This window comes from Nostoc sp., assembly GCF_036919575.1.
GTDB lineage: Bacteria > Cyanobacteriota > Cyanobacteriia > Cyanobacteriales > Nostocaceae > Nostoc.
This window is the reverse complement of the sequence record NZ_JBALBY010000025.1, coordinates 1-25,255: the sequence shown is the minus strand read 5'-3', so window position 1 is coordinate 25,255 and position 25,255 is coordinate 1. Positions and strand designations below refer to the sequence as shown.

Annotated in this window: 18 protein-coding genes; 7 read left to right on the top strand and 11 right to left on the bottom strand. The window is 43.1% G+C overall.

The annotated features are described in order from the left end of the window. Nucleotides 1-362 precede the first annotated feature (362 nt). Nucleotides 363-1,763, bottom strand: coding sequence for a sugar porter family MFS transporter (locus V7K27_RS07945; protein ID WP_334945972.1), 1,401 nt, complete (start codon nucleotides 1,761-1,763; stop codon nucleotides 363-365). Between the two features lie 18 nt (nucleotides 1,764-1,781). Between V7K27_RS07945 and V7K27_RS07940 the strand changes: the two genes are divergently transcribed. Next, on the top strand, nucleotides 1,782-2,180 hold the full coding sequence (locus V7K27_RS07940; protein ID WP_334945970.1) for a hypothetical protein: 399 nt from the start codon (nucleotides 1,782-1,784) through the stop codon (nucleotides 2,178-2,180). Nucleotides 2,181-2,230: 50 nt separating this feature from the next. Here the strand turns inward: V7K27_RS07940 and V7K27_RS07935 are convergent, their stop codons facing one another. The 6 genes from V7K27_RS07935 to V7K27_RS07910 all read right to left on the bottom strand — a co-directional run bounded on the left by V7K27_RS07935 (nucleotide 2,231) and on the right by V7K27_RS07910 (nucleotide 9,779). Continuing rightward, nucleotides 2,231-3,226, bottom strand: a complete 996-nt coding sequence (locus V7K27_RS07935) for an ABC transporter permease subunit (RefSeq protein WP_334945969.1) — start codon at nucleotides 3,224-3,226, stop codon at nucleotides 2,231-2,233. Then, nucleotides 3,223-4,779: a sugar ABC transporter ATP-binding protein gene (locus tag V7K27_RS07930; RefSeq protein WP_334945967.1), complete on the bottom strand. Its 1,557-nt coding sequence runs from the start codon at nucleotides 4,777-4,779 to the stop codon at nucleotides 3,223-3,225. The genes V7K27_RS07935 and V7K27_RS07930 overlap by 4 nt, the downstream gene beginning before the upstream one ends. A 541-nt stretch (nucleotides 4,780-5,320) precedes the next feature. After that, complete coding sequence (locus V7K27_RS07925; RefSeq protein ID WP_334945965.1) at nucleotides 5,321-6,373, bottom strand: ABC transporter substrate-binding protein; 1,053 nt, start codon at nucleotides 6,371-6,373, stop codon at nucleotides 5,321-5,323. Between the two features lie 141 nt (nucleotides 6,374-6,514). Then, nucleotides 6,515-7,516, bottom strand: coding sequence for a substrate-binding domain-containing protein (locus V7K27_RS07920; RefSeq protein ID WP_334945963.1), 1,002 nt, complete (start codon nucleotides 7,514-7,516; stop codon nucleotides 6,515-6,517). A 692-nt stretch (nucleotides 7,517-8,208) separates the two neighbouring features. Next, nucleotides 8,209-9,105, bottom strand: a complete 897-nt coding sequence (locus V7K27_RS07915) for an inositol oxygenase family protein (protein ID WP_334945962.1) — start codon at nucleotides 9,103-9,105, stop codon at nucleotides 8,209-8,211. A gap of 182 nt (nucleotides 9,106-9,287) precedes the next feature. Next, nucleotides 9,288-9,779, bottom strand: a complete 492-nt coding sequence (locus V7K27_RS07910) for a gluconokinase (RefSeq protein WP_334945960.1) — start codon at nucleotides 9,777-9,779, stop codon at nucleotides 9,288-9,290. Nucleotides 9,780-9,963: 184 nt separating this feature from the next. Here V7K27_RS07910 and V7K27_RS07905 point away from each other — a divergent pair, with 184 nt between their 5' ends. The 4 genes from V7K27_RS07905 (at nucleotide 9,964) to V7K27_RS07890 (ending at nucleotide 14,867) form a co-directional block, all read left to right on the top strand. Next, nucleotides 9,964-11,004 carry a LacI family DNA-binding transcriptional regulator gene (locus tag V7K27_RS07905; protein ID WP_334945958.1) on the top strand — a complete coding sequence of 347 codons (1,041 nt, stop codon included), beginning with the start codon at nucleotides 9,964-9,966 and terminating at the stop codon, nucleotides 11,002-11,004. A gap of 76 nt (nucleotides 11,005-11,080) precedes the next feature. After that, complete coding sequence (gene uxaC / locus V7K27_RS07900) at nucleotides 11,081-12,502, top strand: glucuronate isomerase (RefSeq protein WP_334945956.1); 1,422 nt, start codon at nucleotides 11,081-11,083, stop codon at nucleotides 12,500-12,502. 248 nt (nucleotides 12,503-12,750) lie between these two features. Further along, nucleotides 12,751-13,587 (top strand): SDR family oxidoreductase, encoded by an 837-nt coding sequence (locus V7K27_RS07895; RefSeq protein ID WP_334945954.1) that lies wholly within the window; start codon nucleotides 12,751-12,753, stop codon nucleotides 13,585-13,587. A 2-nt stretch (nucleotides 13,588-13,589) separates the two neighbouring features. Then, on the top strand, nucleotides 13,590-14,867 hold the full coding sequence (locus V7K27_RS07890) for a lactate racemase domain-containing protein (RefSeq protein ID WP_334945952.1): 1,278 nt from the start codon (nucleotides 13,590-13,592) through the stop codon (nucleotides 14,865-14,867). Here V7K27_RS07890 and tnpB read toward each other — a convergent pair. Then, nucleotides 14,854-16,119, bottom strand: coding sequence for an IS200/IS605 family element RNA-guided endonuclease TnpB (gene tnpB, locus V7K27_RS07885; protein WP_334945950.1), 1,266 nt, complete (start codon nucleotides 16,117-16,119; stop codon nucleotides 14,854-14,856). The genes V7K27_RS07890 and tnpB overlap by 14 nt on opposite strands. 103 nt (nucleotides 16,120-16,222) lie before the next feature. Next, entirely contained in the window at nucleotides 16,223-18,742 is a 2,520-nt protein-coding gene (locus V7K27_RS07880) for a CHAT domain-containing protein (RefSeq protein ID WP_442947599.1), read from the bottom strand. Nucleotides 18,743-18,988: 246 nt separating this feature from the next. Here V7K27_RS07880 and V7K27_RS07875 point away from each other — a divergent pair, with 246 nt between their 5' ends. Together V7K27_RS07875 and V7K27_RS07870 are read left to right on the top strand one after the other, a co-directional pair. After that, nucleotides 18,989-19,309, top strand: coding sequence for a hypothetical protein (locus V7K27_RS07875; protein ID WP_334945946.1), 321 nt, complete (start codon nucleotides 18,989-18,991; stop codon nucleotides 19,307-19,309). A gap of 174 nt (nucleotides 19,310-19,483) precedes the next feature. Beyond that, a complete protein-coding gene (locus V7K27_RS07870; protein WP_334945945.1) occupies nucleotides 19,484-19,987 on the top strand; it encodes a hypothetical protein in 504 nt (167 codons plus the stop codon). A 28-nt stretch (nucleotides 19,988-20,015) separates the two neighbouring features. Here the strand turns inward: V7K27_RS07870 and V7K27_RS07865 are convergent, their stop codons facing one another. Both V7K27_RS07865 and V7K27_RS07860 read right to left on the bottom strand, forming a co-directional pair. Beyond that, on the bottom strand, nucleotides 20,016-21,158 hold the full coding sequence (locus V7K27_RS07865; protein ID WP_334945943.1) for a cellulase family glycosylhydrolase: 1,143 nt from the start codon (nucleotides 21,156-21,158) through the stop codon (nucleotides 20,016-20,018). 343 nt (nucleotides 21,159-21,501) lie between these two features. Next, nucleotides 21,502-24,612, bottom strand: coding sequence for an S-layer family protein (locus tag V7K27_RS07860; protein ID WP_334945941.1), 3,111 nt, complete (start codon nucleotides 24,610-24,612; stop codon nucleotides 21,502-21,504). Nucleotides 24,613-25,255: the final 643 nt, after the last annotated feature.

Genomic DNA, 25,255 nt, shown 5'->3' with positions numbered 1-25,255 from the left:
AATTAATTTTGAGAAGTTCGTAGTGGGTGGCTCTAGTACCGCAAGGCGGAAGTCAAAAGTCAAAAGTCAAAAGTCAAAAGATTGATATAGCGCTTCTCGGCCTTGTGAGGTACAAGAACCCCACCCCCAACCCCCTCCCCGCAAGCGAGGAGGGGACTATGATGTACTTCATGTGATTAGGAAACGCTATATATCAAGGCTTGTGCCTGTTTGAAATGGTAGGTTTATTTACGCCGTGTTGTACTAGCCCTTGTCTAAGCACTAAAGTACTTACTACAAGCTCCCTTAACCTGTGATAATATTTGTGGCAAAATCAGGACTGTGAGACTACGAATTACGAATTAGGAATTACGAATTACTAATTACATATCTTCTAACTCAATTCCTTTGGTTTCTTTAATAAAAAAGAGAATGAAAAAGAATGAGATAGCCGCCGCAATTGTATAAAGTCCATAGGCAGAACCTAGACCGAAATATTGCAATATGGGAGGAAATGTTGTGGAAATGACGAAGTTGGCAACCCATTGCATGGAAGCAGCAACTGAAAGTGCAGCAGCTCGAATTTTGTTATTAAACATTTCTCCTAATAGCACCCAAACTACTGGACCCCAGGAGAAACCGAAGCAAAACACATAGAGGTTGGCTGCGATGAGAGCCACGGTACCTGCGCTTCCGGTGAGATTGGGGTTCCCAGCAGCATCTAGGGGAGCAGTGCCAAAAATAGAAGCCATCGTCCCCAAGGTGAAGGTCATGCCAATCGACCCTAGTATGAGCAAGGGCTTGCGACCAAATTTATCTACGAAGGCGATCGCAATCAATGTTGTAATAATATTTACGGCTCCTGTAATCACTGTGATTGTTAAAGAATCTTTTTCGGAAAACCCGACTGCCCGCCACAAAACACTGCTGTAGTAGAAGATTACATTAATACCAACAAATTGCTGTAATACAGATAAGCCTATTCCTATCCAAACAATGGGGAGGAGTCCGCCACTTCTGCCTAAGAGGTCAGAAAACTTGGGTTCGCGCTCTTGAAGCACTGTTTGCCGAATTTCTTCGATTTTTGCCAGGACATCACCCCCCAATATCTTGGTCAGAACGTTAGTAGCTTCTGGCTCGCGTCCTTTGGCAACTAAGTAACGGGGGGATTCAGGAATTGTAAAAGCCACCATCCCGTAGAATACTGCTGGTGGGACTGCTGTCCAAAACATCCAGCGCCAGGCTGCAATCCCAAACAAAAACGGCGAGTCTGCTGAACCTGCTGACACAGCAATAAAGTAATCGGTCAATAAGGCGATGAAAATTCCTACTACGATCGCTAATTGTTGCAGAGATCCTAACCTTCCGCGCAAATGGGTGGGAGAACATTCGGCAATGTAAGCTGGCGCGATGACGCTAGCAACGCCGATTCCAATCCCACCCAATACTCGCCAAAAGATAAAATCCCAGATAGTGAAGGCCATCCCAGAGCCAATGGCACTGATAGTAAACAACGCCGAAGCAACTACCATTGCCTTGACTCGACCATAACGGTCTGCAATCTGTCCGGCAAAAAAGGCTCCTACCGCAGAACCCAGTAACGCTAGGGACACTGCTAGCCCTGTTAACCAACTACTGATGTTAAAAGCTTTTGCTATAGATAAAACCGCGCCGTTGATAACTGCGGTGTCAAAACCGAATAGAAACCCGCCGAGTGCCGCAGCACCAGCAATCAAAATTACATAAAATGTGTTGGATTTACGACGAATAGTAGTGGAAGACATAGTTATAAGGAGTGGGGAGTGGGGAGTGGGGAGTGGGGAGTGGGGGGTAGGAGAGTAGAAACCAAAGGTTCATATAATGGAGTTCCAAGGCTCATTAATGGAGTTCAAAGGTTCATTAATGGAGTTCAAAGGCTCATTAATGGAGTTCAAAGACTCATTAATGGAGTTCAAAGGCTCATTAATGGAGTTCAAAGACTCATTAATGGAGTTCAAAGACTCATTAATGGAGTTCAAAGACTCATTAATGGAGTTCAAAGGCTCATTAATGGAGTTCAAAGACTCATTAATGGAGTTCAAAGGCTCATTAATGGAGTTCAAAGACTGATTAATGGAGTTCAAAGACTGATTAATGGAGTTCAAAGACTGATTAATGGAGTTCAAAGACTCATCCTCTATTCTCAATGCCCAATACTTTGACAACGCTCAGTACAAGTGGCCAATGCCCAATTCCCAAAGAAATTAATTCTTTACCGTCTGGAACGTCTGCGTAACCGATCAATCATTACTGCCAAAATAATTACTAGTCCTTTGACGACTAGTTGCCAGAAGTAAGATAGGTTCAACAAGGTTAAACCGTTGTTGAGAATAGCAATGATTAATGCACCTAGAAGGGTGCCGCCAATGGTACCAATACCACCTGTGAAGCTGGTTCCACCTAGAATAACAGCTGCGATCGCATCTAATTCATAACCCTGACCTAATACGCCACTAGCACTATAAAGACGGCTAGCACTCATGATTCCGGCTAAACCTGCCAGTAATCCACTAATACCATAGACGAATAGCAAGACACGATTAACTTTAATTCCAGTTAATCTCGCTGCCCGCTCGTTACCACCAACTGCATATATCTGCACTCCTAAAACAGTTTGTCGCAACACAAACCAGCTAGCGATTACAGTCAGTAGCGCAATGATTACTAGGCAAGGAAGGGGACCGACATAACTATTACCCACCCAAGCAAAATTGATATCCCGGTTAATCAGCGTTGTCCCCTTGGCAACCAAAAAGGCTACACCTCGCAAGGCAGTCAGTGAACCCAAGGTAACAATAAAAGGTGGTACATCTAAGAAGGTGATGAGGGCACCGTTGAGTAAGCCTAAAAACAATCCTGCCAGTAATGCAGCAGGCACAGCCGCCCAACTTAAAGCCGGTAGTAGCGATACCAGCAACGCAACTACCGCAGAAACAGCTAAGATTGACCCAACTGAAAGGTCAATACCTCCGGTGAGAATCACAAAGGTCATTCCGGTCGCCAGCACAATATTGATTGATGCCTGACGCAAGATGTTAACGATGTTACCGCCGGTGAGGAAGTTGGGAGAAAGGAATGCAAATAAGATGCAGATAATTACTAGGATTGGCAAAATACCCGCAACTTCCAGGAGAGTGCTAATTGATTTCTGGTTGCGGAATATGGGATTGTTGGCTAATTTATTGGGCGGTCTGACTGTTTGACTCATGATGCTAATACCTCCGATGCTCCAGTTGCATAGTGCATAATCTTTTCTTGGGTGATTTCTTTACCAAGACTGCCATCCAGTTCGCCTACCAGCTGTCCTTCTCGCATCACTAAGACGCGATCGCTCATGCCGACAATCTCCGATAGTTCGCTGGAAACCATTAAAATAGCAACACCTTGCGCTGCTAATTCGCTCATAATTCGGTAAATTTCGCTTTTGGCACCGATATCTACGCCGCGTGTCGGCTCATCTAACATCAGTACTCTCGGCTTTATAGCTAACCAACGCGCTAGCAGTAACTTCTGTTGATTACCACCAGAAAGATCGAGCGCTCTAATTTCCAAATTGGCCAGGCGGATATTAAAGTTTTCCACCGCGTCTGTTGACAGGCGATTAACTGAAGCCCAATTAACAATTCCAACCTTTGCATCCTGCTTGAGTGTGTTGATAGCAATATTCTTCCGGGCGCTCATCTCCAGAAATAAACCTTGATCTTTGCGGTCTTCTGGGACGTAGCCAATTCCCGCAGCAATGGCATCACTGGGCGTATTAATTTCCAGTTTTTTACCATTCAAAAATACTTCACCACTGGCCTTGCGGTCTGCACCAAAAATCAGCCGCGATAGTTCTGTGCGTCCTGCACCAACCAGCCCTGCTAAACCAACAATTTCTCCAGCATGAACTTTAAAACTAGCCGGCTCAATCTTCTTACGCGCGTCGCTCATATTTCTGACTTCCAGCACGACTGGGCCAGGATTCATTTGCCGTTGATGTTCATAAAAGTCTTGCATGGAGCGACCGACCATCATCTGCACTAATCGCTGTGGAGAAATTTCACTGCGTGTGAGACTGCCAATATATTGACCATCACGCAACACGCTAATCCGGTCAGCTAAGGCATAGATTTCTTCCATGCGATGGCTGATGTAAATAATGGCAATGCCATCACTCCGCAGTTTGCGAATTACGTGAAACAAATGCTCGGTTTCGCGGTCAGATAGTGCTGCTGTTGGTTCATCCATCACCAAAACGCGGCTTTTATCCTTCAGCGCCCGCGCAATTTCTACTTGCTGCTGTTCTGCGATCGATAAGGTACCAACTACAGTCTGTGCTGTAAAATTGGCTCCAAGGCTCTCCAGCACTTCCTCTGCTTCCAGTTGCATCCCTTTGCGGTCTAAAAACTGACCTCGCTGCAACTCGCTACCCATAAACATATTTTCGGTAACGGTTAAATTCGGTGCAACATTCAGTTCTTGATAAATGAGATTAATACCCGACTTACGTGCTGTCGCCGGATCGGTAATTTTCAAGGTTTGACCATTGATGCGAATTTCTCCTTCATCGGCAATGTAAGCCCCAGCCAGGATTTTCATCAATGTGCTTTTGCCTGCTCCGTTTTCACCCATGAGGGCGTGAACTTCTCCCGGATAAATCGTCAGATTAACATTTTGGAGCGCAGATACACCATGAAATCGTTTTGTAATTCCTTGCATTTCTAACACTGGGGTGCTAGTTGGTGCATCAGGAAATGAGGTTTCAATACTTGTTGTCATGAGCAGACCCTGTAAAAAAAATTTAAAATTCGCATTTGTGAGTTAGGAATTAATCAACTCATAATCTGATCACAAAATCATGTTTTAAAAAGCGATTACTAGTTTGAAAATAGGGGGCATCTCAACGAGTGTAAAAAGCCTTGTAAAACCTCACCCCAACCCTTTCCTTGGTAAGGAGAGGGAGCAAGAATATTGTTTCTTATCTGGTATATTTGCAAAACTGAAATGCTCCCTATTTTCATACTTCGTTGTTAACGTTAGTTGATGGAGATTATCTGGGAAAGTCTGAGTACTAGAAATAGGTACTCAGACTTTCCACTGATGCACATACATAGCGGTTCTCGATTGCAGTACATAGAGTTTTGACCTCTCTCCAAACCTCTCCCCTAAAAGGGGAGAGGCTTTGAATTTTACTCCCCTTCCCTTGTAGGGAAGGGGCTGGGGGTTAGGTTTTGTATTTAACTTAAGCGAAAACCGCCGGAGATTATAGGTATGTGCGAAAACTTTACAAATGCATCAAAGGATTCACAATTTTTATTATTTACCAGCCTTTTTCTGTGCTGACGTTATCTTTTGTGATCAACTTAACTGGAATCAAAATGGTAGAACTACTTGGTTTTTTCCCATTTAAGATGTCGTTGCCAACTTGAACTGCTTTTTCGGCCATCCCTCGCGGATTTTGAGTAGCAGTCGCCGCATATAAACCATCTTTATTTGCGATCGCAGTTATTGCTTCTGGCGCACCATCAACCCCAACAATAAAGAAATCTTTACGTTGTGCTTGGTTAGCTGCTAATTCTGCGCCAACTCCACTCGGATCATTGATGGCAAAAACAGCATCAATTTTCGGAAAGGTTGTGAGCAAATCAGTCATAACTCTGAGTCCTCCATCCCGGCTACCCTCTGCATTCTGGTTTTTGGAGAGTATTTTGATATCGGGATATTTAGATAATACATTCTCGCAGCCAGTAACTCGCTGAATCACCGAGTCCACTGGCGGGCCATTAACTATTACAACACTGCCTTTACCTTTGAGTCGGTCAGCAATATATTTGCAACTAACTTCTCCAGCTTGGACATTATTAGTAGTAATGGTGGCATCCACACCTCCTTCAGCACCTGTATCTACCGCGATCACAATTCTACCTGCTTGTTTTGCTTTTTCAATTGCTGGCTTAATGCCACTTTTATCAGCAGCATTTACGATAATAACGTCAGTATTAGAAGCAGTGAAATTTTCAATTTGATTGGCTTGTTGGTTGAGGTCATAGGCACTGGAAACGACGCTAACGTTGACATCCTTACCGCCGATTTTTTTTGCTTCTGCCTCAGTTGCTTGTCCCATGAGGACGAAGAAGGGATTGCTTAAATCACCAACAGTAAAGGCAACTGATCGTAATTTTGGATTTCCAGTGACAGTTTTATTCTCTGCACTTATATTCGTAGCAGGTTTGCTATCAGTGTTAGTAGCAGTGTTGCGATCGGGAGGAGTATTTGTACAGCCGACAATACTACCACCGATGATACCTAATAAGCTAGCTGCGATTACGCGAAGCGTAACACCAGGGGTGAACGTAATCTTTTTCACATTCATATATCTCCTAAAACTCATTCTTAATTACACAAAATTTGAAACTGATGTATTTTAAAAAAACAGGGTCAAGTACTGTAACCTTCCTGTATCAAGCCTTTTTCCGTATGTTGTAATTACGAATTACGAATTACGAATTATGAATTACCAGCCTTTATAGCTGCTGAGGTTTTCTCTAGTAACCAAGTTGACTGGAATCAGAATGTTAGGTGATTCAGGTTTTTTGCCCTGGATGATATCGTTGCCAATCTGAACCGCTTTTTCGGCCATGCCTGCGGGATTTTGAGCAGCAGTTGCAGCAAATACACCATCTTTATCTTCCATTGCTTTGGTTGCATCTGGTGAACCGTCAACCCCAACAATAAAAAATTCTTTACGTCTTGCTTGTCTAGCTGCTAAATCTGCGCCGACACCGCTTTGATCGTTAGTGGCAAAAACGGCATCAATTTTGGGAAAGGTTGTAAGCAAATCGCTCATCACTCTCAGTCCTCCATCCCTAGTTCCTTCGGCGTTTTGCTCTTTAGAGATGAGTTTGATATTCGGATATTTGGACAATGACTTCTCGCAGCCACTCACGCGCTGATTGATTGAGTCCATTGGAGTCCCGTTGAGAATGACTACACTACCTTGACCTTTGATGCGATCGGCTATATATTGGCAACCAATCTCTCCCGCTTGGGTATTGTTAGAGCTAATCATTGCATCCACATCTGCATCGACGGCTGAATCTACTGCAATGACAATTTTACCTGCAAGCCTTGCTTGGTCAATTACCGGTTTAACTCCTTTTTTGTCAACAGCGCTGAGGATAATTAGGTCAGTATTTGCAGCCGTAAAATTTTCGATTTGGTTGCTTTGTTGGTTCAGATCAAAGGCACTAGAAACCGCATTAACTCTGATATTATTCCCAATTTTCTTGGCTTCTGTCTCAGCCCCCTTCTGCACTGCATTATAGAAGGGATTGCCCAAGTCACCCAAAGCAACGCCGATTGTTTGCAATTTTCTATTTGGAGTACTAAGACTCTCTGCACTTATATTGGTAGCAGTGTTAGCAGTATTAGTAGCAGTGTTGTGATTTTGAATGCCATTTGTGCAACCAACAACCGCGAAACCTAATATGCCAACGGTGAGCGCAATTCTTTTCATATTCATCTATCTCTGACAACGTATTTAAATTTGATTGAAAAAGGTCAGTAGAATATAAATTTGCCAAGTTATCACAAGATTAGCTAGGTCTGAAAACTTCAGATATAACCTAGCAGTACTACTGGTTTTGGCAATTCCAACTCCTCTCAAAGGTCTTATATTGTTACCTGATTGGAGTTAGCGCTATTAATTGCCCTAAATTAGATGTTTTGTTTTTTAAAGCAAAACTATAAGCACTACACTACGTCAAAAATTCACATTTTTTTTGTGAAACTACATTTGGAAGTGCGTGGGCGAAAAACAGCTTTTAACTAAAATTACTAGAGCCTAATCTTATCAAAGTTGTGAATTTGTTTGTATTTTGTTTTACATTGGTTTTAGTTTAACCTGCATTATTCCAAATCTGATCCCGCTTTATCGAACTTTACAAAGTCAAGGAAACTACTCCATCTCGATATAGTTTTAAACTTTTCTGACTGGAGCATTTGCGAAAATTAAGTACTTTTCCGCTTTGGGGCAGTTTAAAAAACTTAACATATTACACTCAAGTTGAATTGAGAAAAGTTAATACTCTAGGAGGGAAGTCTTGGCCTTTAAATCTATCTTTTAGAGGTAGAAACTTATAGCCCATTACCATATCTAAAAACCCTGCTACTTTTTTTAAATTCATTGGCTTTGCTAATAGCGGAGATTTATAATTTTAAGGTTCTGGGTAAATATTTCGCCACTAAATCTTCATAGTAAGGCTTTAATTTTTGCCAATCTGGAGGAATAGGGTTCTTTGAATATAAATCGTAGGGATTGAATAACTTCACCCATTTAAACATTTCTTTATCGTGTTTATCCATCAAATGTTTGTAAGCATTTTCACGATGTTGAGGATAAAATGAGTGGTAGCGGAGGATATACAATGCAGGTTCAGGCAAATAATTTTTCATCATGTAATATACATACTCATCATGTCCCCATGACATATGTACATTACTCAAGCCACAATTCGGCTCGTAAACACCATATATAGTGTTATATATAGGGTTATTGTAATCAGGGTTTTCTTTAAAAAATTCCGAGAAAACAATTTTATCAGAAAATGCACAACCCACAGGATAGGTATCGCCTACTGTAGCCCATTGGGGTTCACCAAATAAGCAAAGTACCTTCCCCATATCGTGAAACAAGCCAGTAAGTACCATCCAGTCTGGGTGATTATCAGCGCGAATGGCTTCTGATGTTTGCAATAGATGCTGTAACTGATCTAAGTCTGTATCAGGATCGGAATCATCAACCAATTGATTCAAAAATTCCAATGCATCCCAGACAGACATTTCTTTCTTATCCAACTTCAGAAAGTGTTCTTTTTTCTCTAATACAAAATCATACGTTTGATTAATATGATTTAACCGATAGAACTCTTTCACCATGTCTCTAGTAGGTGCTTCGTAATTCCTGTACTCTTGAGTAGTTTTACCTTCTTTAACTATGCTGTCTGGATCTGGATAGCGATTAAGTAAGTCTTTTTCCCATTCTTCTAGCGAATGTAAGGGATTGTTTTGAGCCTGAGTAATGGCATTATTTAGAGTTTGAGACATATCTTTTTACTTGTCGATATTGATTTGTTAAATGGTATTTTTCCATTTATGCACAGGTGTGCAAAAACTGTATTGAACTTATCTTTGCACACCTGTGCATAAATGTGTATTAAGTTTCTTTTCGTCTTTGATGCTTTCGTAGAGACGTAATTAATCTTAATCTTACGGTTGTTACCAATAAGCTAAATTCCCAAAGCCGTTCTAATGTTTTGGACAATTAACTGGGGTGGCTGTGCAATATCCATAGATATGGTATCCAATGGCTCTTCAAGAGTATAAAACTGGCTGTTGAGCAGTTTTTCGCTCATGTAATGATTATGACGCTCTTGCAGGCGCATTTGAATCAACTCATAAGACCCTTTAAGGTAAACTAGCTTGATGCGTTCGCGATCGCTATCCAATACCAAAAATTGCCGATAGCTATCTTTTAAAGCCGAACACGCCAGCACCACATTTTGATTTTCTTGCAGCCAGTGTTTAATAGCTGTTTGCAAATCTTGTAACCAAGGCATCCTGTCAGCTTCACTCAGAGGGATACCGCGCCGCATTTTCTCAACATTCTCTGGCGAGTGGAAAGCATCAGCGTCGCTAAACTCCCATTCTAAGGAGTCTGCTAGCAGTTTTCCGATGGTGCTTTTGCCAGAACCAGATACACCCATTACGATAATAATCATTGACTGCTTGCTCATATTTTTCTTAAGAAAAGTTAAGTTATTGAAACGGAGGCAGAATTCACGACTCCTGACTCCTTTCCATTAAAATGTGAGTTGTATTAAAATCTCTTGACAAATGACGATTATTTTCTATAATACATTTAATGCACACCTGTGCATGAATATAAAAGTATTAAAATAAAAAATGAATAAACGAAGAATTTCAATTGAAGATATTGCTCAAAGAGCAGGCGTTTCTCATTCTACAGTTTCACGCGCTTTGCGAGATAACGCTCTAATTAGCCCGAAAGTGCGAGAAGAGATTAAGCGACTGGCGCAGGAGATGAGCTATGTGCCGAATGCTATTGCTCAAAGCTTGCAAAATAAACGTACTAATACTATTGGTGTAGTAGTGACTTCGATCGCAGATCCCTTTTTCGCTGAGGTAGTAGAAGGAATCGAGAAGATAGCTAGGCCAGCAGGCTTGAGCGTTTTGTTAAGTGCTTCCCACCGAAATTTTGAGCAGGAAATAGCAGCTATTGATACTTTTCATCGCCGGAGAGTAGATGGGATCTTAGTAGCCGATTCACGAATTAGTAAACAGCATATCAAACAACTAACGCAAATTGCTGTGCCAACAGTTCTGATTAATAGCCAGACCGAAGATCAATCCGAAATATTTCACTCAGTAGCAATAGACGATCGCTTAGGTGCTAAATTAGCCGTAGAGCATCTCATAAGTCTGGGACATACCGCTATTGGTTATCTAGGTGTAGGCGATCGCAGCAGGTCGAACCAGCAACGCCTGGAAGGATATCGAATGGCTCTCGCTAAAGCTGGTCTACCACAAAATACTGATTGGATTGCAATTAGTGATGAAGATGATACCAGAACCAGCGATGTTGCTACCGGACAAAATATGCTTTCTAAACTATTAACTGCTGAAGTAACAGGCATCTTTTGTTACAACGATATGGTGGCGGTTGGCGCTTTGTTAGCCTGCCAAGAACTAGGTATTTTAGTACCGCGAAGTTTAAGCCTCGTGGGATTTGATGGTATTGCTTTGGGTCGTTATGTTACGCCAGCCCTGACCACAGTCAGCCAACCAATGTTAGAAATTGGTGGCTATGCCATGCAAATGTTACTTGATTTATTAGAAGAAAAAACTGTGGAAAACCGCGTTTTATCTCCTTTTCTAGTACAGCGTGGAAGTAGTGCAGCATTACAGCAATTTTCAGGTATTTAGACCACGACTGAGACGGGGAGTGGGGAGTGGGGAGTGGGGAGTAGTAATTTGAAAAAATTTTAATCAAACAAAAATTATGTTAACCAAAAAACCGAGCTTATCTAGCGATCGCTGTTTTTCTCCAGAACCAGTTCAAAGACGACTAGCCCATGAATTTTTTGACAGCATATCTGCGCTCCCCTTGGTCTGCCCACACGGCCACGTAGATCCAGCCTTATTAGCTAATCCAGCAGCCCGTTTTGGTTCACCGACCGAATTACTGATTATCCCTGACCACTATCTTTTGCGTATGCTCTATAGTCGGGGTGTACCTCTGCAAGCTTTGGGCATACCTACCAGTGATGGTTCACCAGTAGAAACTGATCACCGCAAAATCTGGCAATTGTTCGCTGAACATTTTTATCTATTCCAGGGTACTCCGTCTGGGTTGTGGCTGAAAGATGAACTAACTAACGTCTTTGGTGTAGATGAACCTTTAAACTGTCGCAATGCCGGACATATCTATAATTACCTGGAAGGTTTGTTAGTCTTGCCTGAGTTCTCCCCTCGTACTTTATTCAAACGCTTTAACATCGAAGTGCTTTGTACTACCGATGCAGCCAGTGATAACCTAGAGAATCAGCGATCGCTCCACGAAGAAGGTTTTACTCAAATCAGACCAACTTTTCGACCAGATGCAGTAGTTAACCTGGATGCTCCTGGTTGGCGCGAAAATCTGACCAAATTGGAAAGCACTATCGGTAGAGAAATTAATACTTACGCTGCTTTTGTGCAAGCTTTAGAAGAACGTCGAGCTTTCTTTAAAAAAATGGGTGCCACAGCTACCGATCAAGGTGCAGCTACACCTTATACCACACGCCTTTCCGACCAAGAAGCAGAAGCTATCTTTGCTAGAGCATTAACCGACAAGCTGAATCCGGGTGATGTAGAACATTTTACCGGTCATATGTTCATGGAAATGGCGCGGATGAGTGTGGAAGATGGCTTAGTGATGCAAATGCATTGTGGTGTTATGCGTAACCATAATCCGGCTTTATTTAAGCTGTTTGGATCTGATAAAGGTGCTGATATTCCCCTAAAAATAGAATGGACTCAAAATCTGCGCCCGTTGTTGTCAGCTTACGGTAACGATCAGCGCTTCCACTTAATCATTTTTGGCATGGATGAAAGCACCTTGAGCCGCGAGATGGCTCCGCTAGCTGGTCATTATCCTACCATACTGCTTGGGCCGCCCTGGTGGTTTCACGACAGCGTAAATGGGATGGAGCGCTATTTCAATCAGGTAATGGAAACTGCTGGACTTTATAATACTGCTGGGTTTAATGATGATACACGGGCTTTCGTTTCTATTCCGGCTCGTCATAATGTTTGGCGGCGAGTAGCTTGTAACTGGTTAGCTGGATTGGCAGGGCGTGGATTGGTTGAGGAGGAGGAAGGGTATGATATGGCTCGCGCTTTGGCTTATGACCTCGCTAAAGTTGCTTACAAATTAGACTAATACAAATCAAGCTACTAGGATTAGCCCTCTCAACGTGACTCGTAAAATAAGATTGTTTTTTCTCAGCGCTCTCTGTGTCTCTGCGGTTTCAAAGAAATTTATTTAACCACAGAGGCGCAGAGGACACAGAGTAAAGAGCTTAAACAGGAATTTATTAATCAAACTTTTTACCCACCTTGAAAGGGCTAGTCCTGATATTGATTTCTTTAATTACGAATTACGAATTACGAATTACGAATTGAAATAAGATGTCAGACTGGATTTTAAATAAACTTTTTAGCTTGAAAGAGCAGGTAGCAGTAGTCACAGGCGGTTCTGGTGTGCTTGGTGCGGCTATGGCAAAGGGTTTGGCTTTTGCTGGTGCGCGAGTCGCCGTTTTGGGTCGCAATGAAGCACGGGCGGGTGCAGTAGTCGCTGAGATTATTGCTAATGGTGGAGAAAGTATTGCTGTGCTGGCAGATGTTAGCGATCGCTCCCAATTAGAAATAGCGAGGGCTGCAATTATACAGCGTTGGGGTAACATAGACATCCTTGTAAACATGGCTGGTGGTAATATTCCTGCTGCCACAATTACTGCTGACGCTACTATTTTTGATATGCCACATGCAGCTTTTGAGGAAGTAGTTAGCCTCAACTTACTCGGTACTCTACTGCCCAGCCAAGTTTTTGGTCAAGCAATGGTCGAAAGAAATCAGCCCCACGGTTGTATTGTGAATATTTCTTCCATGTCTGCCATTCGAGTGATCAGCCGCGTGGTTGGCTACTCAGCCGCTAAAGCGGGGATAGATAACTTTACTCGCTGGCTAGCGGTAGAACTCGCGCAAAAGTATGGTGATGGACTGCGAGTAAATGCGATCGCGCCAGGTTTTTTTATTGGAGAGCAAAATCGAGATTTACTGTTAAATCCAGATGGAAGCTTGACTATACGCGGACAAAAAATTATCGACCATACCCCCGCCGGACGTTTCGGAAAACCGGAGGAATTACTCAGCACCTTAATTTGGTTATGTAGTTCTGGTTCTAGTTTCGTCAACGGGGTAGTTGTGCCGGTAGACGGTGGATTTAGTATCTACAGTGGAGTTTAATCATGTATTCACTGGCTGTAAATAACGGAACACTTTCAGATGAGCAAGTTTCCGATCTAATTCATCAAGCTTTGGCAGACCCTAAGTTGGATGGACAGCGCATCTTAATATTAATTCCAGATGGTACCCGCACTGCTCCCATACCTCAAATGTTTCGATTGCTTCATAATGAGTTGGGTAAGAGGGTTGCGGCTCTGGATTTTTTGATCGCTCTGGGTACACATAATCCCATGAGTGAGGAACAAATTAATCACTTAGTAGGAGTGACACCAGAGGAGCGAGAGACAACCTTTAAAAAAGTTCGCATCTTTAACCACCTTTGGCATCAGCCGGATACCTTTATTTCTTGTGGAGTAATATCAGCAGATGAGATAGCAGAGATCAGCCGGGGAATGCTACATCAAGCAGTTGAAGTACGTGTTAACAAACTTGTAACAGAGTACGATCTAATAATGATTTGCGGCCCGGTCTTTCCGCATGAAGTTGTCGGTTTTTCTGGTGGAAATAAATACTTTTTTCCCGGTATTGGTGGTCAGGAAGTAATTGATCTATCACACTGGTTAGGTGCTTTAATCACCTGTTATGAAATTATTGGTACACCGGGAATAACACCAGTTCGGCGCTTGATTAACCGAGCCGCTAGCCTGATTTCTACCCCGAAGCTTTGCCTAGCGATGGTGGTCGCCCCAAAAACGAATCAGCTAGCTGGACTATATATAGATAAACCAGAGTCAGCCTGGGAAGATGCTGCAAAATTATCAGCTAAACTGCATATTAAATATGTAGATCAGCCGTTTAAACAAGTGCTTTCAATAATGCCCCAAATGTATGACGACATTTGGACAGCAGCTAAAGGAATGTACAAGCTAGAGCCAGTAGTGGCCGACGGAGGTGAAGTAATTATATATGCTCCTCACATTACCGAGTTTAGCTATACACACGGCGAAATCCTGTCGCAAATTGGCTATCATGTGCGCGATTACTTCCTCAAACAGTGGGATAAATTCCAAGCATATCCCGGTGGAGTGCTGGCTCATAGTACTCACTTAAAAGGTATGGGTACTTTTGATCCTATACAAGGGGAACAAGCGCGGATTCGCGTTACTTTAGCTACTGGTATTTCTGCTGAACGCTGTGCTGCTCATAACTTGAACTATCGTGACCCAACTACGATTCGACCCACTGAATGGGCTAACCGTGAGGATGAAAGTATCTTGCTTGTGCCAAAGGCTGGCGAGATACTATACCGTTTGAACCTCACACGACTTAAAGTCGCGTGATTCCTGCTTCAACGATCTCTGCCTGAAGTAACTCAGGACTTACAAGCTCTCCACAGGCGTTTGGAGCCTCCGGGATACCCACGGCGGCTATTAACCTCAAGCCCTCTCCCAATATGTTTAAACTTGCATTTACGTCTCTCAAGTTGTAATTACTGCAACCCGGACAAGACCATTCACGCAACTTTAAATCCTTAACTAGTAGATTGATAAAACCACAACAGTTACAAGTTTGAGATGAGGGATAAAACGTGCCGACTTTTTGTACAAGTCTATCATGCCACAAAGCTTTGTATTCGAGCATGGTAACGAATTTAGCCCAACTAGCGTCTGAAATACTCAAAGCTAATTTGTGATTCTTGACCATGTTGGCAACTCGCAAATCCTCGATACAGATAATGCTGTTTTCTTTGATTAACCGCGAAATGCGCCACGGGGATACTCCCCGGTGGACACTTTCGCGAGTTGATAGCTTGTGCAGAAAGTCATCTCTCAGATTCGTAATTTGTTCGTAGGTACGAGCCAGCTTGATTTTCGCTTTAACTCTATTAGTACTACCTTTTACACTGCGAGATAGTTTTTTATGTGCCTTGCGTAGCTTACGAGTTTGAGTTCTGTAATACTTCGGATTATCTACAACTTCACCATTACTGGTTACAAGATAGGAATTAATTCCCAAATCTAAGCCAATATTCTGTGTTACCTGGGGATATTTTTCTATCTCAGTCTCACACAGAATACTAGCAATATACTTACCTCTAGAAGTGCGACTAATGGTAACGTTTACAAGCTTCCCAGTAATGTCTTGGGAATTGTGAAACTTGACCCACCCTAACTTTGGGAGTTTTAAACGATTCTCTATTATCTGTATGTTGCCGTTGGTGAGATTAGTTTTGTAAGACTGCTTGCACCCATCTTTCTTTTTGAACTTAGGAAAACCTACACCCTTCTTGCCTTTGACTTTCTTTAAGTCAGCAAAAAAGTTTTTGTATGCTGTCTCTAAATTTTTGAGTGAATTCTGTAAGGCAAACTTATCTACTTCCTTTAACCATTCAATTTCTTTCTTGAGTATAGTTAGCTGTTGACTACAAGCATTGTAGTTTAAGGTTTTTCCCTCACTTGCATATAACTCTTTCTTCAGCGCCAAAAAGCGGTTATATACAAATCTTGCAGATCCAATAGTCTTATTGATTAAGACTTCTTGATTATGTGTAGGGATGAGAGTAACTTTAAATGCTTTTTGGATGGATGACAATTTATTGAATTTTCTGAATACCTTTCAATTTTAACACAAAGTCACACTTAATATAGAGCGCCTAACTCATGACTGGAAGTCACAAGTGTGCGGCTTGAAGAAATCAAAGCCAGTTACCAACTAAAACATAAGGTGCCCAGTAACCAGGACGACTGTAATTAGGATAATCTTTTAACAACTTTACTTGGGCACGACGCAAAGCTTCAGCCTTTGTCACCTTAGTTTTAACTAACTCACGATAAAATTCACCAATTAAGATCGCAGTAGATTTATCACTGATATACCACAGTGAAGCCAAAGTACTACGGGCACCAGCTTTCACGGATGCCCCTGCTAGCCCTAGCGTGGCGCGATTGTCACCATTAGCAGTTTCGCAAGCACTCAAAACCAGCATTTCCAAGGCTTCTGAGCGAGTTTCATCCCGACGGCGCAGCAAGCTATCAAATTGCGTGACGTTGATCGGCCCATCAGCAGCAAGTATAAAAGTATTCTCAGCATTGGAGCTAAATTGCCCGTGGGTTGCCAGATGTAACACATTAAATGGCACACTATTCACCTTACTCTCTAGGTTTTTGCTGTTGAAGTCCCCATTTAGTAACTCGGTGGTAGAGGCGATCGCTTGCGAAATTGAGTTGAATTCTGATTTAATTTCTGGTAACGGTGGAAATTGCTGTTGAAAGTTTTGTGGTGGCTGCACTAACCCGGCAGCTAGAACATTAAGTTTTGTTTCTGTCAAGGGTTTGGGTGCGAGTAACTGGAGTCCTAAGCTGAGTCCTACAGCATATTTTTCTACCAGATATTGCTGACCGTCATACAGTATAGCCATTGGCACATTTCGCAATATTCCATCCAGTACAAATACAAGGGTTTTGACTCCACTTTCTTTTAAATCTGACTCAATTTCTTTGATTAACCACCCATAAACTTCCTGTGACAGCGCCTGCACATCCTCAGTCCTATCAGGTTCTAAAAGATACTCTCTGAGTTGTCTTAGAGTACCTTCTACTTCCTTCTGTGACTTGTTTACTGTATAATTACGCAGTGGATGTTTAGGAATTTTGACAATCACTTGGAGTTGAGAAGGCAGAATAATTGGATAAATGATTGCGGCTGTAGGATTATCTTTATCTACCACTGTATCAAGCAAAACAGTTTTGGCATTAATGCAAGCTTCCCGGAAAAAGTCGTCTAATTCCGCCAGTTGTAGCGCTTCAATCCTCTGTCTAGCTTTGTCTAGGGTTGCTTCGCTCGGATCAGTTTTCTGAGACTGCAACAGTAATTCTACGGACTCTCGATATACAGGTTCTACACTTTCTTTAAAGGAAAACTGGACATCTCGATTCACCACAACTAAGTCACTACGCAGAGTCTGCAACTCACTGACCGCAGTATCATAGGCAGAAATAGCGCCGATAATCTGTCCTTGCTGTTTTAACAAGCGTCCCAACTGCCAATGCCAACGATAAGCGATATCTGGGGCGTTGATTGTTTGGGCTACGATTAGTGCGCGTTGAGTGAGATTCTGGGCAATTGACCATTGTTTAGTTTCCTCGTATACACTGCCCAGAGTCCCAAGGGCAAAACTTTCGGCTCGTTTATCCGCCAAATCTTCAGCTTGTTTCAAGGCGATCGCGCAGATTTGAGCGATCGCTTGGGGTGTAGTTCCAAATTTCATCAAGCTTTGAGCTAGATTAATCCGGGCATAGATAGTTGTCACAGAAGGAGGTAGTTCTGCCAGTTGAGTTTGGATTTGCGGCAATAGTATCTGCACGGCTGGTGTTTGTCCCGTGTTCACTAGCAAGCTCAACTGATTTATTTCAGCTTGAACTTTGGTAATCGGGTTAGGAGCGATCGCCGCAGCTTGCTGATAGAATTCTATTGCCCCTTTAAAATCTTGCTGTACTTGTGCTGTGTTGCCTAAACTGAACAAAGCAGCGCTGACATTTTGGGGAGAATCCAATTGTTGGGCAATTGACAAACTTTGCTGTAATACCTGACGAGATTGTTTCAAATCTCCCGCTAATTGCAGAGCATCACCGAAAGACCGTAATTCTACTGCTTTGGTGACTGACTTAGGTTTTAATTGGAACTGCTGTTGCAATTGAGTCAAGATTGTTAAGCCCCGACGGTAAAATCCTAAAATTTGCCATGCTTGTGCTTGGTTGATGCGATCGCGGGTAATGCCATTTTGATCGCCTAATTGCTTATAGCTGACTTCCGCACGTTGCCAGGTGTTAAGTGCCTGTTCAGCTTGTCCCAAGTCTAGTTGAATACTACCTTGAATATCCAGAATTGGAGCCAGAACCCGAAGATTTTGGGAATTAGAGGGTTTTTCGAGCAACTTCAAGCTATCTGTAATTGCCTGTTGCGCTGGTGTCAAATTACCCAGTTTTTGATATGCCAATGCCAAATTACTTAATGCTACAGCTTGCCGCAATTCATTGCCTTGGCTGCCATAACTTTTAACTGCTTGTTGCAAAACTTTAACTGCTTCTGCAAACTGTCCTGCTTCATATAGCACTTTACCCTGTTGCAGCAAGTCTTGTGTTTGTGCAGTCGGATTTTGGGTTGACACTCCAAGAGTTGCGATATGTTGTGGAGAGCATCTCAGTTTTGCAAACATACCAGATGAGAAACAAGATTCCTGCTCCCTCTCCTTACCAAGGAGAGGGTTGGGGTGAGGTTTTACAAGGCTTTTTACGAAAGTGAAATGCTCCCTATGTTGTGTCTCTACAGTTGCAGCAACAGGAAAAGTAATAACGCACAAAAAAGCTGTCACTAGAACCAAGAGAATGAAAACAGGCAAGTCACGGATTTTAAAAAGACGAATGAACCATCTGTTATCCATGCGTTGCCACTGATTGTTTTTATGACTCTTGGGTTTCATGGGAATTCCTCCCCATACTTTTGGGGTAACGAATTATTGATTACAGGATATGGCAGAGGGAATGCCCAAAAAGCGATGCCTACGGCGGCAAGCCACGCAATTCCCATCTCCACAGAAACAGCAATTGTTGAATCAAGGTTAGTTTGTATAATGATTGTAGTGATGGGTATTTTAGGCTGTGTCATCGCTTTGGCGTTAGCGTTCGCGGAGCGTCTCGTAGAGAAGCTCGCCGAAGGCATCACTTCAATGCTTTGGCCTAATTTTATTCTGCTAAGAGTAGTGAAAATTAATAACTTTTCTTAACAAATACTTAGATAATTGGAATTTCTCCCCCTTAGTCTTCTAAGATACAAGGTTGGGTTTCCTTACGTCAACCCAACCGACAATTTTTTTGCAACATTTGAGTCTAGACACGCCAGTAGAGTGCGTTATGGACAGGCCGAAATAACAAATGAGTTCGCCGATATAACAAATGCGTTGGCGAAGCCCGCCCTAGGCATCACCGAAATAACAAATGCGATCGCCGAAATCACAAATGCGATCGCCGATATAATAAATGCGATCGCCGAAATAACAAATGAGTTCGCCGAAATCACAAATGCGATCGCCGAAATCACAAATGAGTTCGCCGATATAACAAATGCGATCGCCGATATAACAAATGCGTTGGCGAAGCCCGCCGTAGGCATCACCGAAATAACAAATGCGATCGCCGATATAACAAATGAGTTCGCCGATATAACAAATGAGTTCGCCGATATAACAAATGCGTTGGCGAAGCCCGCCGTAGGCATCGCCGATATAACAAATGCGTTGGCGAAGCCCGCCGTAGGCATCGCCGATATAACAAATGCGTTGGCGAAGCCCGCCGTAGGCATCGCCGAAATGGCCAACAACAAAGCCGGAAATAGCGCAATATCCATCAAACAGACACTTGAAAATTTCCCCTCGCAAGCATTAAGGGGTTTTACAAAATATTGACAACCACAGGTTAAATGCTGTACCGTTTTCAAAGTGTGTTGAACTCATCGACACCAAACGCAGACGATCGTAGAGCAGTCGCTTTTAATCCATAATCAGGATTGTTGACTATATCATTGCCGTAGGGTGTCAGACCAGAAAAATTTCCGTCCTGGGACATCTGCCGACTTGAACAACCGTCCTTCCACCAACACCAAGCCAACCACCCGATTTCTTTTTCTTTTAATGTTTGCAAGAATGCCTGATACGTAAAACTATTCTGGGGGGCATGGTTCTCATTAGTGCCATCCAAATCGTAATAGCAGTACTGAGTTTCCCCATTGATATCCTCGTCTTGCTTGTTAGCAATTTCGCCAAAGACGATCGGTAGATTGGCATTGATGGCAGCGTCAAGATAAGGCAGTCCGTCATAAGCAGCCCAGTAAGCGTGTCCACTCAATAGAAGATTGTGGTCTGGATCGTGATCGATTAACTCCTGACCAATGTTTGTAAATACCTCGATCGAGGTTCCACAATCCGGTGCATCAATCGTAATCGGTACATGCAAGTATTGCCGAATCGTTGTGATGGCAGTCTTGTACGCAGTCTTGTACGTATCTAATGCGCTCACTGAATTATCAGCCCAGCGGTAAAGCCCTAATTCATTGGCTACATTAATAATGAGATAACGCTGATGTTTTGTGAGTACAGCAAGGACAGGCTCAGAAGTCCACCAAGGAATTAACTGAGTATTGAGCAGCGTTGTATCAGAACCACAAGTGAGATCCCACAAACCGATGATCGCAATGATCTGGCTTACTTTACATCTTGTGAGAAACCTGTCCAAATCTTCGATCGAGTAAGCGGGGCGACTCGGCTGACCATAATCTATGTACCACTGGATTCTAACGGCATTCGCTCCAGTTTTTTCGAGTTCTGCTAGCTTATCGCTTTGAGGAAAATCCCAGTCATCCAGCAGTGGTAGATTGATTCCTCGCAAGATAATCTTTTCACCACTCGAATCATAGAGATATCGTCCGCTTGTACGCAACACACTCATTGATTTCCTAATGGGTATAGCAAATTGAGCCAAAACAGGTGTAAGGTTACTCAGTAGAGCGACACTTGCTAATCCAGCAACAAAGCCACTACCTACTTGTAAAAGGTAACGCCGAGAAAGTTCATCAGACATAGCAGATCCCCCTCTTGAATTATTGAGTGCAACTAAGGAATAAGAATTGTTTTATCCACCCACATTGTTTAATACGAAGCATTTTCTGATTTATGCACCTAAACAAATGACTGGAAGATAATGTACAGGACTCAAACCCTGATGATTTGGTGACGATTTGCGGTCAAATCTCACAATTAAGCGAAGCTTATCAATCCACATAACTATATAGCTCTGATTTCTTACCAGAGAATAACCCTTTCAGGTTCGAAATATAAACCCCGCTTATGACAGGGCTGATAATTGAGTTGCTAAGAGAAAGCGAACCACCAGGACTTTACCAACATTGAGATTGGGGAACGAATCATTGATTACAGGACATGGGAGAGGGAATAGAAGAACTTTGCCCAGATTGAGCCACAAGGATAATATCACCGTTAGCATCGACAATCCATCCTTGAGCCTCCACAATCTGATTAGTAGATTTGGTAATAGGTACAATAGGTTTTTTATCTGGAATTTCCACAGCTAATTTATCTGTTACTTTCTCTATTGCTTGTGGGGGCAAATCTACCCAACCTGTAATCACTGCTCGTCCCCGCAGAGGCTCGTTGGGGCTAAGGGGTAATCCACCGCGTCCTGTGGCGATAAAACGACTGGCGTTTTTTCCTCTTCTGGAAGTGCAACCTTGGGCGATTTGTTGGGATGCATCTACGAGGTTAGAGGGTAGTTGAGTTAAGCCGCGAGAAGGGTCTACGTCAGGGGTGTTAATGGTTACTGTACCACTCACTCCCAATTGGGAACTCGCTGTAATGTCGCTCTTTTCGGTTGGGCTTTTTTGCGGGACAATACCGAAAAGCCCGTCTGTTGTAATGTCAACTCTACCACCTATACCAGTGAAGGCGTTAGCGCTGATATCGCTGTTTTCGTTGGGGACGGCGACAATGAAGGGGGTATTGATGGTGATGTTACCGCCATCGCCACCGAATTCGTCATTCCCGGCAGTGGTGGAAATTTGAGCGCCATGACGGAGTAAGAGTAAGTCGCTGTTGACATTAATATTACCACCGTTACCGGATGCAGAAGAAGCGTTGAGTTCGCCTTGGTTATCTAAGGTAATTTGGGGTGAGTTGACTTCGATATCGCCTGTGATTCCTGAACTAGTAGAACTGACAAATAAGCCACTGTTAGCGCCTATATTTAGCACATTGTCAGAAAATTTAGTAATGCGATCGCTGTAACTAGGGTCAATACCACTAATTGTTAGCTTATCATCAGCGTTGACAGTTATTTTACCTGCACCTCCATTGCTTGAGGTAGCGGTGGTGAGTTGTCCACCGTTGAGTGCTTCAAAGACGTTTGCATTTGCCGTAATATCGCCACCCTTTTGATTATTTGCGGTGTTTGCATCCAGTAAAGCGCCGTCTGATATGCGAAACATATTGGTGTTTACGGTGATATCACCACCAATGCCAGTGGAAGTAGAATCAGTAAATGTAAATAAACCACTAGAATCTCCGCTTTCTTGACTAGTTCCAGAAACAGTTACTGCATCTTTTGCATTGATGCGAATATTCCCCGCATTCCCCTGTCCAAAAGTTGAGGCAACAAGTTGAGCGCCATTGGTAACAGAGAGCGATCTAGTGATGATGTTGATGTTGCCGCCCTGTCCGCTATTTGTAGTTCTAGCAAGCAGTGCGCTTGGCTCATGGAAGGAGCCTTGGTTGAGTCTTCCACTGAGAGAAATAAAGTCACGGGCATTGACGATAATGTTTCCAGCATTCCCTTGCCCAAAGGTGTTGGCGGTGAGTTGTCCACCATTGGTAACGAATAGAGATCCGGTGGTGATGCGAATATCTCCCCCTTGCCCACTGCCACTGTCTACACCACTAATGATTTGACTGAGTGCAGGTTCTCCATTTTCTCGAAGCATCACTTGCCCATTTTGATCCACTCCAAACCCATCCACCTTAACCGTATCCCTGGCATTGATCGCTACATTCCCGGCATTCAATCCATTAGTGGTGTTGGCAGCAATTTGAGCACCTCCGGTAACCGAGAGCGATCGCGTATCAATGAAAATATTGCCTGCATTTCCTTGTCCAGTGGTAGCTACATTTAGCGTTGATCCGTTCGTGAGAGAAAGGGTATTCGTCTTAATAGAGATACTCCCGCCTTCTCCACTAACAGCCGGGTTCGCATCACTGAAAATCCCACCCCCCTGAAACCCTGTATCCAGGAAAACCGTTGGAGCGGCGATCGCAATATTGCCTGCATTGCCTTGCCCAAAGGTGCTGGTGTTGATTTCGCCGCCATCGGTGATCGAGAGCGACGATCTGGCTGTAATCAGAATGTTTCCGGCATTGCCAACAGAATTCGCCTGAGTACTCACCGTGTTAGAAAGGTGACTCCTTTCCCCATCACTGGATTGACCGCTCAAGGTAATTGCACCCGTTGCATTTAACCTAATATCTCCTGCCTGCGTTCCGTTTAACCCTCCCCCAATCCCAGCTAAAAGTTTGCTGCCTTCCAAAATGCGGATATCTCGTGCATAAATTGAGATATTGCCGCCACTTTCAGCAAGAACACCGATTGTACTTCCGTGCCTGAATGATACATCTCCCCGTGCCAACTGATCTGGAAAACTTAGGCTCAGAAGATTACCATCCGGTGTTGGCATTCTGGAGAGTTGGACAATGCCAGCCCCAGCGATACTCCCCAGTTCAACTTGCCCTTCATAATTGTCAGCAGTACCTAAAACGCTTGATGTACCGTCTGGACTACTGCCTTCAGAATCGAAGCTGAGATTTCCGCCGAGTAAGACCAAACTCTGCCTTCCCTGAACTGTGAGGGAACTACCGAAGGTTTGAATGCTCCCAGGTTGCCGCTGAGAAGCCAGGAAACCACTCGGATCGCCTACTATCGTCAGTAAGCTACTCGGTTTACCGGGATTAGTTGCACTAAATTGAGCACCATTAGGAAACACGATCGCATCGACCGTTGTTGCCAAAAAAGAACCGACATTTAAACTGGCATTAGGTCCAAAAATAATTCCATTGGGATTAAGTAGAAACAGGTTAGTGGTGCGGTTAGCGGTGCCGTTAGTTTGGATTAACCCATCAATATTAGACACCGCTCTACCTGTTACTCGGCTGATAATGTTCTGAATATCAAGACCATTGTTAAAAAAAGCAGTGCCACCAGTAGGAATAGAAAACTCGCTAAAACTGTGGAACAGATTGCCACCCACTTTGGTTCCGCCTTCAATAATTCTGGTGTTCCCTTCTAGTTTGATGGTGGAATTATTCGGTAGAGTGGTATCGGGGGTAATTTGAGCAAAAGCGCAATTTGCCCAAAAAGCAGCGATGCCTACGGCGGCAAGCCACGCAATTCCCATCCCCACAGAAACAGCAATTTTTGAATCAAGGTTAGTTTGTATAGTAATTGTAGTGATGGGTATTTTAGGCTGTGTCATCGCTGTGTCATCGCTTTGGCAATCACTTCAATGCTTTGGCCTAATTTTATTCTGCTAAGAGTAGTGAAAATTAATAACTTTTCTTAACAAATACTTAGATAATCGAAATTTCTCCCCCTTAGTCTTCTACAGTGTACACACAAGTATGACCAGCATATAGGACTAGTATTTGATTTTTGAAATGTACGTAGTAGACTGTCTAGGCTAAAATAGTGGATTAGACGTAGACGTAGGTTGGGTAGACCGGAGCGTAACCCAACTGATTATCAGGATGTTGGGTTACGCAAAGCTCCACCCAACAAAGCAATTTTTTTGCAACATTTTAGCTTGTGGGGTGGGCATCTTGCCCGCCTTCGGCTACGGTCTCTCGTGTCGCCCACCCCACAAGAAATAGTTGAGTATTTTTTTATTTGGAAGTCCCTTATGTCCACGCCGATATAACAAATGCGTTGGCAAAGCCTGCCGTAGGCATCGCCGATATAACAAATGCGTTGGCAAAGCCTGCCGTAGGCATCGCTCAAATAACAAATGAGTTCGCCGATATAACAACTGGAGTTTAGACTAAAAGCAGGCGATTGCTAAAAAAGTGCGCGTGGTTTTTTGGTATAGATTTTAACTTCTGGAGTTGAGACTATCAAGAAGA

Excerpts from the sequence above, each read along its gene's own strand:
- V7K27_RS07945 (WP_334945972.1), bottom strand. The coding sequence starts at position 1,763 with ATGTCTTCCACTACTATTCGTCGTAAATCCAACACATTTTATGTAATT.
- V7K27_RS07935 (WP_334945969.1), bottom strand. The coding sequence starts at position 3,226 with ATGAGTCAAACAGTCAGACCGCCCAATAAATTAGCCAACAATCCCATA.
- V7K27_RS07930 (WP_334945967.1), bottom strand. The coding sequence starts at position 4,779 with ATGACAACAAGTATTGAAACCTCATTTCCTGATGCACCAACTAGCACC.
- V7K27_RS07925 (WP_334945965.1), bottom strand. The coding sequence starts at position 6,373 with ATGAATGTGAAAAAGATTACGTTCACCCCTGGTGTTACGCTTCGCGTA.
- V7K27_RS07920 (WP_334945963.1), bottom strand. The coding sequence starts at position 7,516 with ATGAAAAGAATTGCGCTCACCGTTGGCATATTAGGTTTCGCGGTTGTT.
- V7K27_RS07915 (WP_334945962.1), bottom strand. The coding sequence starts at position 9,105 with ATGTCTCAAACTCTAAATAATGCCATTACTCAGGCTCAAAACAATCCC.
- V7K27_RS07910 (WP_334945960.1), bottom strand. The coding sequence starts at position 9,779 with ATGATTATTATCGTAATGGGTGTATCTGGTTCTGGCAAAAGCACCATC.
- V7K27_RS07905 (WP_334945958.1), top strand. The coding sequence starts at position 9,964 with ATGAATAAACGAAGAATTTCAATTGAAGATATTGCTCAAAGAGCAGGC.
- uxaC (WP_334945956.1), top strand. The coding sequence starts at position 11,081 with ATGTTAACCAAAAAACCGAGCTTATCTAGCGATCGCTGTTTTTCTCCA.
- V7K27_RS07895 (WP_334945954.1), top strand. The coding sequence starts at position 12,751 with ATGTCAGACTGGATTTTAAATAAACTTTTTAGCTTGAAAGAGCAGGTA.
- V7K27_RS07890 (WP_334945952.1), top strand. The coding sequence starts at position 13,590 with ATGTATTCACTGGCTGTAAATAACGGAACACTTTCAGATGAGCAAGTT.
- V7K27_RS07880 (WP_442947599.1), bottom strand. The coding sequence starts at position 18,742 with ATGTTTGCAAAACTGAGATGCTCTCCACAACATATCGCAACTCTTGGA.
- V7K27_RS07875 (WP_334945946.1), top strand. The coding sequence starts at position 18,989 with ATGACTCTTGGGTTTCATGGGAATTCCTCCCCATACTTTTGGGGTAAC.
- V7K27_RS07865 (WP_334945943.1), bottom strand. The coding sequence starts at position 21,158 with ATGTCTGATGAACTTTCTCGGCGTTACCTTTTACAAGTAGGTAGTGGC.
- V7K27_RS07860 (WP_334945941.1), bottom strand. The coding sequence starts at position 24,612 with ATGACACAGCCTAAAATACCCATCACTACAATTACTATACAAACTAAC.